The sequence below is a fragment of the Heliomarina sp. genome, from assembly GCF_052826185.1.
The window spans coordinates 42791-60372 of the sequence record NZ_JBRBUI010000011.1 but is presented as its reverse complement, the minus strand read 5'-3'; the positions used below and the strand labels follow the sequence as shown (position 1 = coordinate 60372).

17 protein-coding genes are annotated in these 17582 nt (G+C 62.0%); 10 read left to right on the top strand and 7 right to left on the bottom strand.

Annotated elements, in window-relative coordinates; all coding sequences use genetic code 11:
* Window positions 1-173 precede the first annotated feature (173 nt).
* The gene (locus tag ACU0FH_RS01935; RefSeq protein WP_446193113.1) at window positions 174-1124 is read left to right on the top strand and encodes a radical SAM protein; all 951 of its coding nucleotides are present in this window, start codon (window positions 174-176) and stop codon (window positions 1122-1124) included.
* A 282-nt stretch (window positions 1125-1406) separates the two neighbouring features.
* On the opposite strand, the gene ACU0FH_RS01930 is transcribed toward ACU0FH_RS01935, so the two are convergent.
* Window positions 1407-1676, bottom strand: a complete 270-nt coding sequence (locus ACU0FH_RS01930; RefSeq protein WP_238371196.1) for an usg protein — start codon at window positions 1674-1676, stop codon at window positions 1407-1409.
* Between the two features lie 221 nt (window positions 1677-1897).
* Here ACU0FH_RS01930 and gyrA point away from each other — a divergent pair, with 221 nt between their 5' ends.
* Together gyrA and ACU0FH_RS01920 are read left to right on the top strand one after the other, a co-directional pair.
* Window positions 1898-4624, top strand: a complete 2727-nt coding sequence (gene gyrA / locus ACU0FH_RS01925; RefSeq protein WP_446193169.1) for a DNA gyrase subunit A — start codon at window positions 1898-1900, stop codon at window positions 4622-4624.
* Between the two features lie 103 nt (window positions 4625-4727).
* Window positions 4728-5078 carry a DUF6614 family protein gene (locus tag ACU0FH_RS01920; protein WP_446193112.1) on the top strand — a complete coding sequence of 117 codons (351 nt, stop codon included), beginning with the start codon at window positions 4728-4730 and terminating at the stop codon, window positions 5076-5078.
* Window positions 5079-5169: 91 nt separating this feature from the next.
* On the opposite strand, the gene ACU0FH_RS01915 is transcribed toward ACU0FH_RS01920, so the two are convergent.
* Both ACU0FH_RS01915 and dksA read right to left on the bottom strand, forming a co-directional pair.
* Window positions 5170-6321, bottom strand: coding sequence for an FAD-dependent monooxygenase (locus ACU0FH_RS01915; RefSeq protein WP_446193111.1), 1152 nt, complete (start codon window positions 6319-6321; stop codon window positions 5170-5172).
* A 69-nt stretch (window positions 6322-6390) separates the two neighbouring features.
* A complete protein-coding gene (gene dksA, locus ACU0FH_RS01910) occupies window positions 6391-6813 on the bottom strand; it encodes an RNA polymerase-binding protein DksA (protein WP_088632783.1) in 423 nt (140 codons plus the stop codon).
* Between the two features lie 181 nt (window positions 6814-6994).
* On the opposite strand from dksA, the gene ACU0FH_RS01905 reads away from it, so the two are divergent.
* The 7 genes from ACU0FH_RS01905 to ACU0FH_RS01875 all read left to right on the top strand — a co-directional run bounded on the left by ACU0FH_RS01905 (window position 6995) and on the right by ACU0FH_RS01875 (window position 12721).
* Window positions 6995-7837: an AAA family ATPase gene (locus ACU0FH_RS01905; protein WP_446193110.1), complete on the top strand. Its 843-nt coding sequence runs from the start codon at window positions 6995-6997 to the stop codon at window positions 7835-7837.
* A 77-nt stretch (window positions 7838-7914) separates the two neighbouring features.
* The gene (locus tag ACU0FH_RS01900) at window positions 7915-8370 is read left to right on the top strand and encodes an N-acetyltransferase family protein (RefSeq protein ID WP_446193109.1); all 456 of its coding nucleotides are present in this window, start codon (window positions 7915-7917) and stop codon (window positions 8368-8370) included.
* Window positions 8367-9731: a DUF2927 domain-containing protein gene (locus ACU0FH_RS01895; protein WP_446193108.1), complete on the top strand. Its 1365-nt coding sequence runs from the start codon at window positions 8367-8369 to the stop codon at window positions 9729-9731. The genes ACU0FH_RS01900 and ACU0FH_RS01895 overlap by 4 nt, the downstream gene beginning before the upstream one ends.
* Window positions 9732-9751: 20 nt before the next feature.
* Window positions 9752-9919 (top strand): hypothetical protein, encoded by a 168-nt coding sequence (locus tag ACU0FH_RS01890; protein ID WP_088632434.1) that lies wholly within the window; start codon window positions 9752-9754, stop codon window positions 9917-9919.
* Between the two features lie 70 nt (window positions 9920-9989).
* Window positions 9990-11174, top strand: coding sequence for a vWA domain-containing protein (locus ACU0FH_RS01885; protein WP_446193107.1), 1185 nt, complete (start codon window positions 9990-9992; stop codon window positions 11172-11174).
* An 89-nt stretch (window positions 11175-11263) separates the two neighbouring features.
* Window positions 11264-11893: a hypothetical protein gene (locus tag ACU0FH_RS01880; RefSeq protein WP_446193106.1), complete on the top strand. Its 630-nt coding sequence runs from the start codon at window positions 11264-11266 to the stop codon at window positions 11891-11893.
* 144 nt (window positions 11894-12037) lie between these two features.
* Window positions 12038-12721, top strand: coding sequence for a M48 family metalloprotease (locus tag ACU0FH_RS01875; RefSeq protein ID WP_446193105.1), 684 nt, complete (start codon window positions 12038-12040; stop codon window positions 12719-12721).
* Between the two features lie 6 nt (window positions 12722-12727).
* Here ACU0FH_RS01875 and ACU0FH_RS01870 read toward each other — a convergent pair whose 3' ends face one another.
* From ACU0FH_RS01870 to ACU0FH_RS01855, 4 genes are read right to left on the bottom strand one after another with little or no spacing between them, the layout of a single operon-like run.
* Window positions 12728-13267, bottom strand: coding sequence for an RSP_2648 family PIN domain-containing protein (locus tag ACU0FH_RS01870; protein WP_446193104.1), 540 nt, complete (start codon window positions 13265-13267; stop codon window positions 12728-12730).
* Window positions 13264-14472, bottom strand: coding sequence for an RSP_2647 family RNA methyltransferase (locus tag ACU0FH_RS01865; protein ID WP_446193103.1), 1209 nt, complete (start codon window positions 14470-14472; stop codon window positions 13264-13266). The genes ACU0FH_RS01870 and ACU0FH_RS01865 overlap by 4 nt, the downstream gene beginning before the upstream one ends.
* Before the next feature lie 38 nt (window positions 14473-14510).
* Window positions 14511-14777 (bottom strand): hypothetical protein, encoded by a 267-nt coding sequence (locus ACU0FH_RS01860; protein ID WP_238371185.1) that lies wholly within the window; start codon window positions 14775-14777, stop codon window positions 14511-14513.
* Window positions 14767-17577, bottom strand: a complete 2811-nt coding sequence (locus tag ACU0FH_RS01855; RefSeq protein WP_446193102.1) for a [protein-PII] uridylyltransferase family protein — start codon at window positions 17575-17577, stop codon at window positions 14767-14769. The genes ACU0FH_RS01860 and ACU0FH_RS01855 overlap by 11 nt, the downstream gene beginning before the upstream one ends.
* Window positions 17578-17582: the final 5 nt, after the last annotated feature.

The following is a 17582-nucleotide window of genomic DNA, read 5'->3' as shown; positions in this document are numbered from 1 at the left end:
CGCATCTCTTCGTGGCACCTAGCCCGATTGCCGGGCCAAGCCATTCCACCGATTAGCAAGTTAGCGCAAACATCATATCATTTTCTTGACGCATCACAACTCTGTAAACCGGCTTTTACTTTGCCCCAGCCATAGGATAATTTGGCCAAAGTTTCTAGCTTTCGGACAGGTATATGAAAGATCTCGATCATCGGGGCGCAAATTCGGGCAAGTTCGTCGATCCCCGCATCACAGCCGACGGGTCTGAACGGGCCTCTGTCGCGCTCTCCCATCCTGAAACGCTCTGGTTCAACACGGGCACGCTTTGCAATATTACCTGTGCGAACTGCTATATCGAAAGCAGCCCTACCAATGATGCGCTGGTCTATCTCACCGCTGACGAGGTGAAAGACTATCTCGACCAGATTGAAACGCGCAACTGGCCGATCCGTGAAATCGGGTTTACCGGCGGTGAGCCTTTCATGAACCCGCAGATGCTCGACATGGCGCGAGCCGCCCTGACGCGCGGGTACGAGGTTCTGATCCTGACCAACGCGATGCAGCCGATGCTGCGCCCGCGCATCCGTGCCGGGCTGGCGGATCTTCAAAAGGACTTTGGCGAACGGATCACCCTGCGCATCTCGCTCGATCACTTCGACGCCGCCCATCATGACGAGGAACGCGGAAAAGGCGCTTTTGCCAAGACCATCGAAGGCATGATCTGGCTGCGCGACACCGGGCTGCGGATGGCTGTCGCCGGCCGCATGCGATGGGCCGAATCCGAACCTGACGCGCGTGCCGGTTTCCACGCGCTGTTCGAACGCTATGGGTTCGACATCGACGCGCACGACCCGGCCATTACCGTTCTATTCCCGGAAATGGACGAAACCGCCGAAGTGCCGGAAATCACCACCGCCTGCTGGGGCATTCTCGACAAATCCCCCGACGCGGTCATGTGCGCCTCGTCCCGGATGGTGGTGAAACGCAAGGGCGCGGCGAAACCGACTGTGCTCGCCTGCACCCTGCTCCCCTATGCGCCCGAGTTCGAACTCGGCGAAACCCTGGCCGAGGCCGAGCGCGATGTGAACCTCAACCACCCCCATTGCGCGAAATTTTGCGTGCTGGGCGGAGCGAGCTGTTCCTGACCGGCGACTACCCCTGAACGCACCTCCGTACCCGCACTTGACCTCTCCACCTACATAAAAGGCGAGACAATCGCTTCCTGAAACCCGGGATCAAACTGGCATGCCGCCAAACCACCCAGCGGCATTCACCATGCCGCCCACCCGCTCAGAATTCATGATTAATTAACCACGAACGCCCGCCAGCCCCGGTCACGGGCATTTTCGCGCCGAAATGCCGTAGAGCGATGTACAGGGGGTGTACAGGGGGTGCACTCTTTGTGCACCGCCCGCTGTCGCCATTTGTTAATGAAGCGTGAACTCTCCGGTGACATTGCGCCATTCGCCCGAGCTCAGCAATTTGCGATGCGTGAATCGCACCGAATGCAAGGGCCCGTCGATTTCCTTGTTCCAGAATTCCACGAATTCGAACAGTTTCGGATGGTCTGGCGCAAGGTCGTATTCCTGCCAGACAAAGCTGTTCAGCACGTTCCGGTAATCCGGCATCCGGTAGTAGAATTCCGCCGTCGTCAGACCATAGCCCCGCAGCATCATTTCCGTTTCGCTCATTCCCATCTTGAACCCTCTCACACTTGCCTGTAGGTCCATCTTGAAATCAAAATCTTTAAAATCAACAAAAACAATCTGTTAGCAGTTATTCCCGGTGGCTGCCAAAGAGCCGGGTCACGAGGCATTGCACCTCATATGACGGTTCTGCTAAGGTCGCTCCACAATATATAGTCTCGACCAAAGAACGGGCAGCCGACTTGACTGATACGCCAGAACCCCCTGAAAACATGGATGAAATGCCACCCGAGCGGCCAAGCTACTCGGGACCGTCCGTGTCCATCGAATCCGAGATGCGTACATCCTACCTGGATTACGCCATGTCGGTCATCGTCAGCCGGGCGATTCCGGATCTTCGCGACGGCCTAAAACCTGTGCATCGTCGCATCCTTTACGCGATGCATGAAACCAACAACGCGCATGACAAGCCCTATCGCAAGTCCGCGCGCCCCGTTGGCGACGTCATGGGTAAATACCACCCGCATGGCGATAGCGCGATCTACGACGCGCTGGTGCGTATGGCACAGCCCTTCTCCATGTCGCTGCCGCTTCTGGATGGTCAGGGCAACTTTGGGTCAATGGATGGCGATAACGCTGCGGCCATGCGCTATACCGAAGTGCGGATGGACAAGCCCGCCGCCTACCTGCTTGCTGATATCGACAAGGAAACCGTTGATTTCCAAGACAATTACGACGGCAAAGACCGCGAACCAACGGTTCTGCCCGCGCGTTTTCCGAACATGCTGGTCAACGGTGCCGGCGGTATCGCGGTCGGTATGGCGACGAATATTCCGCCCCACAACCTTGGCGAAGTCATCGACGCCTGCCTTGCGCTGATCGAGGATCCGGACCTCACCTCCGAGCAGCTGATCGACTATATCCCCGGCCCCGATTTCCCCACCGGCGGTATCATGCTGGGCCGTTCCGGCGCGCGCAAAGCCTATCTCGAAGGACGCGGCAGCGTGATCATCCGGGCCAAGACCCGCATCGAGGAAATCCGCAAGGACCGCTGGGCGATCATCATCGACGAAGTCCCCTATCAGGTGAACAAGGCCTCGATGATCGAAAAGATCGCCGAAGCCGCCCGCGAGAAACGCCTTGAGGGCATCGCCCACGTCCAGGATGAATCCGACCGGAACGGTGTTCGCGTTGTCGTCGAGCTGAAACGCGACGCCACGGCCGAGGTCGTTCTGAACCAGCTGTTCCGCTTCACCCCGATGCAAACATCCTTTGGGTGCAACATGTTGGCGCTCAACGGCGGCCGTCCCGAAACCCTCACCCTGCGGCGTTTCCTCACCTCCTTCATCGACTTCCGCGAGGATGTCGTCGCCCGCCGTACCGCCTATGAATTGCGCAAGGCGCGCGAGCGCAGCCATATCCTCTGCGGTCTGGCCGTTGCCGTGTCCAACGTGGACGAAGTGGTTGCCACGATCCGCGCCTCCGCCGATGCGGCCGAGGCCCGAGAAAAGCTGATGACGCGGCGCTGGCCCGCCGCCGAGATCGCCGGATACATCCGACTGATCGACGACCCGAGCCATACGATGAACGAGGACGGCACCTATAACCTGTCCGAGATCCAGGCCCGCGCCATCCTCGAGTTGCGTCTGCAACGCCTCACCCAGCTTGGCGTCAAAGAAGTCACCGACGAGCTCGAAGAACTGGCCGGTAAGATCAAGGAATACCTCGAAATTCTCGGCTCGCGCGACCGGATCATGGGGATCATCTCGGACGAGCTGAAAGAGGTCCGCGACCTGTTTGCCGTGCCGCGCCGCACCGAGATCGTCGACTGGTCCGGCGACATGGAAGACGAGGACCTGATCGAACGCGCCGACATGGTCGTGACGGTCACCTCGGGCGGCTATATAAAGCGCACCCCGCTGGCCGATTTCCGCGCCCAGAAACGCGGCGGCAAGGGTGTTTCCGGCGGCGGGCTGAAAGAAGATGACGTGGTGACGACACTCTTTGTCGCCAACACACATACGCAGCTTCTGTTCTTCACCACCGAAGGCATGGTCCACAAGCTCAAGACCTGGCGCCTGCCGCAAGGCGGTCGCACCTCCAAGGGCAAGGCCATCGTCAATATCCTGCCGATCCCGACCGGGGTTTCCATTGCCGCGATCATGCCGGTCGACCGGGATGAGAAAGAATGGGACGATCTGCAGATCATGTTCGCCACTTCGGCGGGCGATGTGCGCCGTAACGCCTTGTCGGACTTCACCAATGTGATGCGGAACGGCAAGATCGCGATGGATCTGCCCGAAGGGGTCGAACTGGTAAATGCGCGCATCGCCTCGGAAGATGACGATGTGATGCTGGTGACTGACTCCGGCCGCGCGATCCGTTTCCGCTCCACCGATGTCCGCGTCTTCAAAGGCCGAAAATCCACCGGTGTTCGCGGCATCCGCCTCACCAATGGCGACCGGGTCGTGTCGATGTCGATCATCCGCCATTTCGAAGCGACACCGGACGAACGCGCCTCCTATCTCAAGATGCGCCGCCTGATGGCCGGGGTGACCGAAAACGATTCCGAATCCGACGAGGATGGCGGCAACGAGGACAGCACCCTGCCGCAGGAACGCTATGCCGAGATGTCGGCGGCCGAAAACCTGATCCTCACGATCACCGCCAAGGGCTCGGGCAAACTGTCCTCCAGCCATGACTACCCGCTGCGCGGACGCGGCGGCATGGGCGTCATGGCGATGGACAAGGCAATGCGCGGTGGCGATCTCGTCGCCTCCTTCCCGGTCGATCTCGAGGACCAGATCATGCTTGCCACCTCGCGCGGCCAGTCGATCCGGGTGCCGGTCAAAGGCATCTCTTTCCGCTCGCGCAGCGCCGGGGGCGTCCGCGTCTTCAATACTGCCAAGGGCGAAGAGGTCGTCAGCGTGGCCTGGATCGCTGAAAGCGAAGAAGATGACGCGACAGACGAAGGCACGCTCACCGGCGGCGAGGAGTAAGATCGACGGGCGGGTGCCGCATATCGGTTCCCGCCCCGCTCATCTTAACAGGCCGGTAACTCATTTGCGCCAAACTCCCCGAAAACCGGCGGAGTGATGCTGAATGAACCTTTATTGCGCGACCATCGATCTCAAGGACGATGCCAAGGCGCTGGCCTTTGCCAAGGCCGTGGATGAATGGATGAGCTTCCTGCAAGGCCGTGGCGTCATCGGCAGCTGGCGCCTGTTGCGACGCAAACTCAACCTCGCTGCGGATTGCTATCGCGACTTCCTGCTCGAGGTCGAAGTTGCCGATATGACCCAGCTCGATCAGGCATTTCGCCTCTCCGGCCAGCAAAGCGAAGAGGTTGAAACCCTGCATCAGGCGGTCAGTGCGCTGGTCCATGCAGCCGATTTCTCACTCTACAGGCCCTTCCCAGACCCGGAACGCTCCGAACGCATGGCGCTGATCTAATTCCCCTGCTTCTTTGGGTAAAAAATATCCCGGGGAGTCGCCCCTCGGGGCGACGGGGCAGCGCCCCTTTGCCACTTCGGCAAGTGCCCCCTCAAGCGGTTACATCCGCGCCATAGATCCACTCAAAGCGGGGCGCGAACCTCTCGCCGCCAAGCCGCAGCGCGATCTGGCCGATTTCGCGAAACGGGCTTGGCGCATGAAACTTCCATGTATTACCCCGCGCCGCCGCCACCACGCGCCGCGCCCGGTCGATCCGCATCGCTTCGTACTGCGCCAGTCCGCCCTCTGTCAGCGACTGCGCCAGCACCCAGGCGTCCTCGATAGCAAGACAGGCCCCTTGCGCCATGAAAGGCAACGTCGGATGGGCCGCGTCTCCCAGCAGCGCCAACTGTCCGCGATGCCAGCTCTCGGCAACCGGATGCAGGTGCAGCCCCCAGAGATGCACCCTGTCCACGCGCCGCAGCAACCCGCCGACTTCACCGCCGAAATCGCCGAAACGCGCGTGGAACTCGGTGATGTCACCTTCCGCGCGCCAGCTATCCTTACGCCAGTCGCGACGATCCTCCACTGCCACGATATTCATCCATGCGCCGTCGCGCAGCGGATAGGTCACCACATGGCGACCGGGCGCCATGGTCAAGGCCGCCCGCGTGGGCTCTCTACCTGTCGCCGGAACGACCGCGCGCCATGCGGCCTGTCCCGAGAACCGCGCCTCCTGCCGCCCACAGACATAAGCGCGCGACACGCCGCGCACCCCGTCCGCGCCGATGACCAGCCGGCTTTCGATGCGGCCGCCATCCGCCAGCTTCACAGTCACCGCTTTGCCGGCCTGTTCCAGCCCGACCACCTGCTGCCCCAGCTCGATCCTTGCACCGGCCCCCAGCGCAGCCGTCTCAAGACGGGCCAACAGATCGGCGCGATGAAAATACCATGTCGGGCCAGCCTTTGGCGGTGGCAGGCGAGTCACCACGCGCCCCACCCTGAAATCCCGCAGCTCCACCCCGTTCGAGCGCACAGCCCCGGCGGGAATAGCGCCAAAGACATCGAGCGCGCGCAGAACCACCATGCCATTCTGGCTGATCTGGATCCCGGCCCCCACATCTGCCAGCTCGGTCGCCTGTTCCAGCACGCGCACCTGCGCGCCCCGTCGCGCCAGCGCCAGCGCTGCCGTCAACCCGCCGATACCGGCGCCCAGCACGGTGATCTCGCGCCCCTTCAGCTCCATCAGTCTCTCGTTCGTCACAAACAAAAACGCCGGGGCAACCCGCCCCGGCGATGCAATTCATTGGCTGACCGGGCAGGCCAACCGAAATCAGTCGTCGCGGTGGACTTTTTCGCGGCGCTCGTGGCGTTCCTGCGCCTCGAGGCTCATCGTCGCGATCGGGCGTGCATCCAGGCGTTTCAGGGAAATCGGCTCACCGGTCACTTCGCAGTATCCGTATTCGCCTTCTTCGATGCGGCGCAGCGCGGCGTCGATCTTGGAGACCAGCTTGCGCTGACGGTCGCGGGTGCGCAGCTCAAGCGCGCGGTCGGTTTCTTCGCTGGCACGGTCGGCCACGTCGGGGATATTGCGTGTCCCGTCCTGTAGCCCTTCGATCGTGTCGCGGCTTCCCGCCAATAGTTCCTGTTTCCAGTTCAGCAGCTTGCGTCGGAAATATTCAACCTGCTTATCATTCATAAACGGTTCATCTTCGGCCGGACGATAATCATCCGGCAGGAAAACATCCTGCTTCATATCTGCTCCCTCTGTCTGGCCAAAAACGTCCTGCATCACTGTTCCCTAGACATCCGGCTCCCCATGTCGCAGCGTTTAGACGAGCCGTCCGAGAATGTCACTACACAATCACGCCGCGCTCGGGTTAAAAGGCATAAACTGAAACGCAATAGCCATGGGAACGGCAAAGGATTGAATAAACATGAAGTTTGAAGGTACCAAGGATTACGTGGCAACCGATGACCTGACCATTGCGGTCAACGCGGCGGTCTCGCTCGAGCGCCCCCTGCTGGTCAAAGGCGAACCCGGCACCGGCAAGACCGAGCTGGCCCGTCAGGTGGCCGATGCCCTTGGCCTGAAGATGATCGAATGGAACATCAAGTCCACCACCCGCGCACAGCAAGGTCTTTATGAATACGACGCGGTCAGCCGGCTGCGCGACAGCCAGCTTGGCGACGAGCGCGTTCATGACGTGAAGAACTACATCAGGAAGGGCAAGCTCTGGCAGGCCTTCGAAACGGATGAAAAGGTCGTCCTGCTGATCGACGAGATCGACAAGGCCGATATCGAGTTCCCCAACGACCTCTTGCAGGAACTCGACAAGATGGAGTTCTACGTCTACGAGACCGGCGAAACCATCAAGGCGACACAGCGGCCGGTGGTGATCATCACCTCGAACAATGAAAAGGAACTGCCGGACGCGTTTTTGCGCCGTTGCTTCTTTCACTACATCCGCTTCCCGGACGAAGCGACCATGCGCAAGATTGTCGAGGTGCATCACCCCGGCATCAAGGAAAGCCTGCTGACCACCGCGCTGACCCAGTTCTATGAACTCCGCGAAACCTCGGGGCTCAAGAAAAAGCCGTCCACATCCGAAGTGCTGGACTGGCTCAAGCTGCTGCTGGCCGAGGATATGACAGCCGAAGATCTCAAGCGCGACGGGGCCAATGCCCTGCCCAAGCTGCATGGCGCGCTGCTCAAGAACGAACAGGATGTCCATCTCTTTGAACGTCTCGCCTTTATGGCACGCGGGCAGAACCGCTAACCTGGCCCGACCCGTCAGGGGCGCGGGTCAAAGGAATTTCACTTGAGCGATGCCCCGCGCTCTGACACCTTGCGGCCATGAACAAACCAGATACCTTCCTGATCCGCCCCCTGCGCCCCGACGACCGGGAATGCTGGGCCGCGCTCTGGACCGCCTATCTCGAATTCTACGAGACATCGGTTGAGCCCGAGATATACGATTCCACTTTTGCGCGGCTTATTGGCGATGACCCACTGGATTTCAGCTGTTTTGTGGCCGAGAGCGGCAACAAGCTGATCGGGCTGACGCATTTCCTGTTTCATCGTCACGGGTGGAAGATCGAGAATGTCTGTTACCTGCAGGATCTCTATGCCACGCCGGAAAGCCGCGGCACCGGCGTTGGTCGCGCGCTGATCGAAGCGGTCTATGCCGCCGCTGACACTGCCGGTGCGCCATCGGTTTATTGGCTCACGCAGGATTTCAATGAGACCGCGCGCAAGCTCTATGACCGGATTGGCGTCAAGACACCCTTTATCAAGTACAGCCGACCATGATCCGCTTTGCCCTGATCCTTGTTGCCGCCGTTCTGGCAGCCTGCTCGGACAGGGGCGCTTCGGACACTCCAACCCGCGCAAGGATCGCGGACAGCACCCTTCCGCCGGTCAAGACATTCGGCCCGACGATGGTGCGTGCCCCTGTGGCCTCCAACGCCAACATCGCCGCCGATTTCCTTTCTCTGCATTTCGAATTGGAAAGCGGTCGGCCGCTGCCGATCCTGACCCGTTTCGAAGGCCCGATTTCGGTGCGCGTCACCGGCAATGCAGCGCCCAGCCTGCGTCCGGATCTGACCGCGCTGGTGGGCCGGTTGCAGCGCGAGGCCGGGATCGACATCCGTCAGGTCGGCGAAGCGCAGGATGCAAATATCACGATCCAGTCGGTCAGCCGCGAAGATATCCGCAAAGCCTTGCCGCAGGCGGCCTGTTTCGTCGTTCCCAATGTGGAAAGCCTTGCGGAATTCAAACGTAAGCGTAGACAACCCGCGACCAACTGGTCGCTGCTGCGCGAACGCTACAAAATGGGCATCTTTGTGCCCCAAGACGCGCCGCCACAGGAAATCCGCGACTGTCTCCATGAGGAGCTCGCGCAGGCGATCGGTCCGCTGAACGATCTCTATCGGTTGCAGGATTCCGTGTTCAACGACGACAACGTCCACACGGTGCTGACTGGCTATGATATGCTGATCCTGCGCGCGACCTATGCGCCCGAGCTGCATTCAGGCATGTCGAAAGCCGAAGTCGCCGCGCGGCTGCCGTCGATCCTGACGCGGCTCAACCCACGTGGCGACAGCGAGCCATCCCATGCAATTTCGGTCACCCCGCGCAGCTGGATCGGCGATGTGCAGATCGCGCTTGGCCCGGGGTCGAGCAACAACGCCCGACGCTCGGCGGCGGCCAGTGCCGCGCGTACCGCGCAGGATCTGGGCTGGATGGATCACCGCCGCGCTTTCAGTCATTACATGCTGGGCCGGATGATCCAGAACGACGACCCCCGCCTTGCCCAGCAGCACTATGAAAGCGCGATGGGCTATCTTTCGGCCACGCCGGGCACCGAATTGCATCGCGCCTTTGTCGTGACCCAAACCGCCGCCTTTGCGATTTCGCAAGGCAGGGGCGCCAGCGCGCTGGAACAGGTTGATCCGTACATACCGGTTGCTGCACGGGCCGAGAACGCGGCGCTCATGTCGACGCTCATGCTCCTCAAGGCCGAAGCGCTCGACCTGATGGGACAAACCGACGAGGCGCGTTCGGTCAGGCTGGACAGTCTGGGATGGGCGCGATACGGGTTCGGCTCTGACGCGGCGGTCAAGGCAAAGATGCGCGAAATCTCGGATCTCTCGCCCCTGCCCCGCGGCTGAGCTGAAAGCGAGGAATTCACATGCTGGTCATCGGGGGCGCCGTACTGGGCGCGGCTCTTGGAGCGATCACCGCCCGGCGCAAGGGCGGCAACAGGCTGGACATGCTCCAGTATGCCGCTGCCTGCGCCATCGCGCTTGCCATTGTCGGTCTGTTCGCCACGGTTTTCATCCACCGCGCCTCGATCTAGGGCCGCACTGGCATCCCGGCGCAAGAGCCGTTAACCTGCACGCAATAACGCGCAATCAGGGGCCAGTTTCATGTTTCTCCCGTTCTTCGAGAATCTCCGCAAATCCGGTATCCCGGTTTCCCTGCGTGAATTCCTGAGCTTTCTGGAAGCCATGAAAAAGGGCCTCGCAACCTATGATGTCGAGGCGTTCTATTATCTCGCCCGCGTGTCCATGGTGAAGGACGAACGCAACCTCGACAAGTTCGACCAGGCTTTTGCGGCAAGCTTCAAGGGGCTGGAAAACATCAGCTTCGAGCAGGTTCTCGAAGCCGTGGACATTCCCGCCGACTGGCTGGAAAAGATGGCCGAAAAGCACCTGAGCCCCGAGGAAAAGGCCGAGATCGAGGCGCTTGGCGGCTTCGAAAAGTTGATGGAAACCCTTCGCGAACGGCTCAAGGAGCAGGAAGGCCGCCATCAGGGCGGCAACAAGTGGATCGGTACCGCCGGGACGTCACCCTTTGGCGCCTATGGCTACAACCCCGAAGGCGTGCGCATCGGCCAGAAAGAAAGCCGCCACCAGCGCGCGGTCAAGGTCTGGGACAAGCGCGAATTCAAGAACCTCGACGACACGGTTGAACTGGGTACGCGTAACATCAAGGTGGCGCTCAAACGGCTGCGCCGCTGGGCGCGCGAGGGCGCCGCGGACGAGCTTGATCTGGATGGCACGATCCGATCTACCGCCGAACATGGCTATCTCGACGTAAAAACCCGCCCCGAACGGCGCAACGCGGTCAAGGTGCTGCTGTTTCTCGATGTGGGCGGCTCCATGGACCCGCACATCAAGGTGGTCGAAGAACTGTTCTCGGCCGCGCGGTCCGAGTTCAAGCACATGGAGTATTTCTACTTCCACAACTGCCTCTACGAAGGCGTCTGGCGCGACAACCGGCGGCGCTGGGATGCGCAGACACCGACCCATGAGGTGCTGCGCACCTACGGGCCGGATTACAAGGCGATCTTTGTCGGCGATGCCTCGATGAGCCCCTATGAAATCGCCTATCCGGGCGGCGCTAACGAGCACTGGAACCCCGAATCCGGGCAGACCTGGCTGCAGCGCGCCCGCGATCACTGGCAGTCGAACCTCTGGATCAACCCGGTTCCCGAGAAGTACTGGGCCTATACCCACTCCATCAAGATGATCCAGGAAATCTTTGAAGATCAGATGGTTCCGATGACTCTCGCCGGACTTGGCAAAGGTATGCGCGAACTTACGCGCTGACGGAAAGGCTCTTTTTAGAAACCGTTTTGTAATAGCCTCCTTGCATGTTAACGTTAGGTTAATTTTATGACGAACTCACCGGGGGTATTATGCTCAGACTTGGACTTGCCGCCTTTGCGGCAGCATTCACATTCGTTGCAGGCAGTACGCAGGCAGCAGTGATCTTTCAGGACACGTTCTCGGACGACGATCAGGGCGGCGGAGGTTTTACGACCGTCACCGATCTGACGAACTGGGACATTGTGCAGGGTAATGTCGATATCCTGAACGCGGGCGGATCTTATGCCTGCCCGACCACCTGCATCGACCTTGACGGCACCGGATCGTCCGCTCCGGCCATCCTGCGCTCGAAAACGCTCTATGATTTTTACGCGAACGAGCAATACACACTGACACTCGACATGCCACGCGGCACCCAGCCGGATTCCTTCATTTTCGGCATCGAAGTGCCCGGCGTCGGCGTGACATCGGAAACGGCGGTCAACTACACCTTTCCGTCGACCTATGTGATGAACTTCAGCAGCCCGACAGATATCTCGGCCTATCTCTATCTCGAGATGCTGGCGCCGCCGAATAACCTTGGTCCCTACCTGAACACTTATACGCTCGAAGGACCGCTGCGCACGTCACAACCGCCAGCCATACCGCTTCCCGCGACGGGCATGTTGCTGGTGGGTGCGCTGGGACTGCTCGCGGCAAGACGTCGGCGGGCGACCTGATCACGCTGAAAAGGGTGAAGACCGGGGGTGGCATCTGCCGCCCCCGTTTTCGTTTGAGCGAACGGACTTCGATCGATGTTGCGACCAAGCGAATTTGATCTCTGACGCCTTGTTTCCCATCTCTCGCCGCGCCATATCTGGGTGATGCTGCGCTTTACCCCGATCCTGCTGGCCATAATCTATGCGATTGTCATGTATCGCTTTTCCGTTTGGCGCACCCAAAAGGAACTAAGCGCGAAATCGACGGAGCTCGCCGATCCACGCCTGAAAAAGCTGACCGACCGTCTGGCGGCCAGTCTCGAAGTGGCGCGCATCCCCGTCTACATCTACGAAATCGACCCCGTGAACGGGCTTGCCGCGCCGGACGGGCGGATTTTCATCACGCGCGGTTTCTATCGCAAATTCCAGAACGGCGAAGTCACCGGCGAGGAACTGTCCAGCGTTATTGCCCATGAACTGGGCCACGTGGCATTGGGCCATGCACGGCGCCGGATGATCGACTTTTCCGGGCAGAACGCCCTGCGCACAGCGCTGATGATGGTGCTTGGGCGGTTCATTCCCTTTATCGGCCCATGGATCGCTGGCGCGCTGACCTCGCTATTGGCTGCGCGCCTGTCGCGTCAGGATGAATACGAGGCCGACGCCTATGCCGCCGCCTTGCTGACGAAGGCCGGGATCGGCGTTTCGGCGCAGAAATCGCTTTTCAACAAGCTGGACGCTCTGACGGAAAACCGCGCCGGTGTTGCTCCCGCGTGGCTGATGAGCCACCCGAAAACGCAGGAACGTATCGCCGCGCTGGAACGGCTGGAAAGCGACTGGGGCGTCTGAGCCGGTTCACGCAAGCGCCTTTGCCAGTCGCGGTAAGCGCGCTTTCTTGAGCAGCGCGCGCATCTCCCACCCCTTGTCCGACAGGCGACGGGCTTCCTCGAGAACGGCGTTCGCCGCATCGCCGACATCCTTGGGATGCTCTTGCCAGATACTATGCAGGAAACCATCGGGATCGACGCGGGCCAGACCTTCCTCCTCAAGAATATTGCGCGGGAAGTCCTTGGCGTTCAGGGTCATGATCGCATCTGCCGAGGCAGCGACAGCCACGGCCAGAACATGCAGGTCCGCCGGATCCGGCAGCCAGAGCCGCGCCTCGATTCCCGGTGCAGCCGCCTGTTCGGCATCGGGCCAGCGCGATCGCAAAAGCGCGATTTCAGACCGCGCCTGTATTTCGCCCTGCGGACCCAGCTTGATCGCGGCCCGCGCCCATTCCTCGAGAATACGTGCCGACCAGATCGGTGTGAAATGGCCCTTCGCCGCGACGGCCAGCACCATTTCCCGCATCACCGTCGGGTACAACACGCATGTGTCGATGACGATCTTCACAGCCGGAAGAACACCGCTTTGAGATAGCCGCTTTCTGCAAGCTGCGGCAGCTGCGGGTGGTCCGGTCCCGCCGCGCCGGTGTAAAGAAGCTGCGCCTGACGGCCCGCGCGTCCGATCCCACGCAGGCTTGCCTCGCGGAACTTGGCCAGATCGGCGGCGTGCGAACAGGAACATAGACCCAGATAGCCGCCCTCGGCGACCAACGGCGCAGCCAGCTTGGCAATCCGCTCATAGGCGCGCAGCCCGGCATCCAGCGCCTGTTTGTTCGGCGCAAAGGCGGGCGGGTCGCAGATCACGACGTCGAATTGCGCGCCTTCCTGACCAAGCGCTGTCAGCACCTCGAACGCATCGCCCTGCCGCGTGGTGAAGCGGTCCGCCATGCCACCGGCCTCGGCTCCTTTTTCTGCCAGTTCAAGTGCCGGGGCCGACCCATCGACGGCCAGCGCCGAGGCTGCGCCGCCTGCCAGCGTGGCAAGCGCAAAGCCCCCCACATGCGAAAAGACATCCAATACCCGGGCGTCCTTGGCCAGACCGGCTGCAAAGGCGTGGTTCGGGCGCTGGTCATAAAACAGACCGGTTTTTTGCCCGCCGGTCAGGTCGGCCATGTAGGTCGCTCCGTTCATCGGCACCTGCAGCGGCTTGGTCGGGGCTTCGCCCAGCAGGATCGAGGATTGATCGTCGAGCCCTTCAAGCGCGCGTGTCCGGCCGCTGGCGTTCTTGAGGATCGTGGTCACACCGGTCACCTGAGCCAGCGCCTCGGCCAGTTGATCGATCCGCGCGTCGGCCCAGGCCGCGTTGGGTTGCACAACACAGGTATCGCCGAACCGGTCAATCACGACGCCGGGCATCCCGTCCGCCTCGGCATGGACCAGCCGGTAACAACGCGCGTCATAGAGCCGTTCGCGCAGGGCAAGCGCACGTTCCAACCGTGTGGCGAACCAACCGGTGTCGACGCGCGCGTTCAAGTCCGTGTCGAGCACACGACAGATGATCTTGGAGCTTGGATTGACCGCCACCAGCGAGATCGGGTTTCGTTCACTATCCTCAAGCACCGCCAGCGCGCCGGGCGTGATCGCGCGGGTGCGCCGGTCGGTCACCAGATCATTGTCGTAAACCCATGGAAAGCCCCGGCGCATACCGCGCGCATTGGCTTTGGGTTTCAGGCGCACGCGCGGCAGGTCGGGGGTGGTGGGGTTCTCTGTCATGGCAGTCTCATACGCGGGTGCGTGGCGCGGCGAAAGGGTCAGTTGCGCGGACGCGAACGCCAGCCGCCCCGTCGGCGCGGCGTCGTCAGCGTGGTTTTGCCTTCGGCCAGTACCGCGGTCATCGGATGGTCCGGATGATCCGGGCCGTAATGGCCTGACAGACGCTCGATCGCCGGGGCGGTATCCGCGTCTGCAGGCAGGCTCAACGCCCAGTCGAGAAAGATCGAGCGGCATTCGGCAAGGGTGATCCCATCGATCCGATAGGCTTCACGGATCAGCCCCTTGGGGTCGTCTTCATTCTTCATCGCGTGATACCCCCTCAAGCGCCGCGTCTATCCGGGCCGCGGTTTCCGAATAGGACGCGGCCAGCTCGTCCTGCAAGCTTTCGAGATCCTCGGCCCCGGCCGTCCGGCACAGGAAGGTTGCGCCGCCCTCGCCAATGCGGGCGCTGTCAAGCGGACCACCGGTAAGCAGCCGTGCCGCCGTGCGCACGGCCCAGAGCCTGTCGTAAACGGCACCAAGTGCCCCGGCATCCGCCTCCGACAGCCATCCTGCCGTCGCCGCCGCCCTGAGCCCCTCCCCGACGCCGCCGACTGGTTCGCCCGCCAGCAGCGCGCCGGCCTGCGCGACCAGTTCGATATCCTGCATACGCCCCGGCCCGGTCTTGGCATCCCACGGCCCGTCGGGAGATTTCGCGACCATCAGCCTGTCGCGCATCTCGGCCACCTCTCGCAGGACTTTTTCGCGTTCCTGCGGCTGCCCCAGGAGCTTCGCCCGGAAGTTTTCGATTTCCTGCCCAAGGCCTGTGCCGCTCTCGGTGATGACCCTTGCCCGGGTCAGGGCCAGATGTTCCCAGACCCATGCCTCGTTCTGCTGGTAGTCGCGGAAGCTGGTCCAGCTTGTGGCGACCGGCCCCTGATTGCCCGAGGGGCGCAGGCGCATATCCACCTCGTAGAGCCGCCCTTCGGCCATCGGCGCGGTCAGCGCCGTGATCAGCGCCTGCGTCAGCCGCGCGTAATAGGGACGGGCAGCAAGCGGGCGTTTCCCGTCAGAACTTTCCTGATCCTCGGGGTCGTAGATCACGATCAGATCGAGATCCGAGGCCGCGTTCAACGCCCGCGCGCCCAGCGAGCCCATGCCCAGCACGGCCGCCCCCCGGCCCGGCGGCGCCCCGTGCTTTTCCGCGAATTGCGTGACGACCGCCGGGAACAGCGCCTTGATCACACTGTCGGCGAGATCGGCATATTGCGCGCCCGCCTCATCCGCGCTTATCAGGCCGCGCAGATGGTGCACCCCGATGCGGAACCGCCATTCCTTGGCCCATCGCCGTGCGGCGTCGAGCTTGCTTTCATAATCCGGCTCGCGGGCCAGCGCGTCGATTGCCCCCTCGGTCAACGCTTCTTCGCCCGGCCAGTCGGCAAAGAAATCGCCACCGATTACCGCGTCGAAAACCGAGGCGTTGCGCGACAGATAGCCCGCCAGCGCGGGCGAGGTGCCAACGATATCCACCAGCAAGTCGATAAGCTGCGGATTGGCTTCGAAAAGCGAAAAGAGCTGCACCCCGGCGGGCAGACCAGCAAGAAACCCGTCAAGTGCCAGAAGCGCTTCCTGTGGCTCGCTGGTGCGCGACAGCCGGTTGAGAAGCTCGGGCCGCAGCCGTTCAAAAATGCGCCGCGCCCGTTCGGATCGAAGCGCCGGATAGCTTGGCCAGCGGCGACAGACCGAAATGTCGATCTCGGGCGGCGGATCTTCCTGCGGAGTGCCGTGGCTGTCGGGGGCGAAAAAGCCTTCGGTCAGCTCATGCACCGCGCTCAGCCGTTCGGCCAGTTCGGCGCTCAGAGCCGCGCTGTCCTTGCCCATAAGGCAGGCGACGCGAGCCATTTCCTCGGGGTTGACCGGCACCTTGTGGGTCTGGGCGTCATGCACCATCTGGATGCGATGTTCGACTTCGCGATGGGCGCGGTAATAGTCGATCAGGCGATTGCTTATGTCCGAGGGGAGCCAGTTACGCGCGGTCAGCGCCTCCAAACCCGGTACCGTGCCGCGCAGGCGCAGGCTTTCGTCGCGCCCGCCTGCGATAAGCTGCCGGGTCTGGGTGAAGAATTCGATCTCGCGGATACCGCCGCGACCAAGCTTCATGTCATGGCCCGGCACCGTGATCGCACCGCCGAGCCCCTTGGTCTGGCGGATGCGCAGGCGCATGTCATGGGCGTCCTGAATCGCGGCGAAATCGAGATGCCGCCGCCAGATGAAGGGGCGCAGGGTCTTGATAAATCGCGCCCCCGCCTTGAGATCCCCCGCCACAGGGTTGGCCTTGATATAGGCCGCGCGCTCCCATGTGCGGCCAAGGCTTTCGTAATAGGTTTCGGCCGCCGCCATCGACATGCAGACCGGTGTGACAGAAGGATCCGGGCGAAGCCGCAGATCGGTGCGGAAGACATAGCCGTCGCCGGTCCTGTCGCTGAGCGTCGCGCACATGTTGCGGGTCGCCCGGACAAGACCCTGCCGAGCGTCGTGAAAATCGTCCGCGTCATAGCGGGTTTCATCGAACAGCACGATCAGGTCGATATCAGAGGAATAGTTGAGCTCGCCCGCGCCCATCTTGCCCATCGCCAGCACCACAAGGCCCGCAGCCTCGGCGATGTCATCTTCGCCCTGCCCCGGCAGTTTCCCGCGCCGCACAAGCTGTGCGATCTCTGCCTTGACCGCCACATCGCAGGCCAGCGCCGCGAATTCGCTGAGCGCGCCGGTCACGCGTTCAAGCGGCCAGACCCCGGCCAGATCGGCGAGTCCGGCGATCAGCGCGACCCGCTGCTTGGCCTGCCGCAGCAGGGGTTTCAACTCGTCCGCCTTTGGCGGGTCTTCGCGCTTTGCCGCGATGTCATCGAACAGCGCCGCAAGGGCTGCGTCCGCATCCTCGAGCGCGGAAACCAGCCAGTCCTTCTGGCGTTCGGCCAGTTCCTTGAGATAGGGGCTGCTGCCCGCCGCGCCCCGGATCAGCTCGGCCAGATCGCCGCTGAGACCGGGCAGACGGTCAAGACAATCCTGCCCCAGTTCGGGGTCATAGGCGCGGGGCAGACGGGTGATTTGACGGGCGAATTCCATGCTCT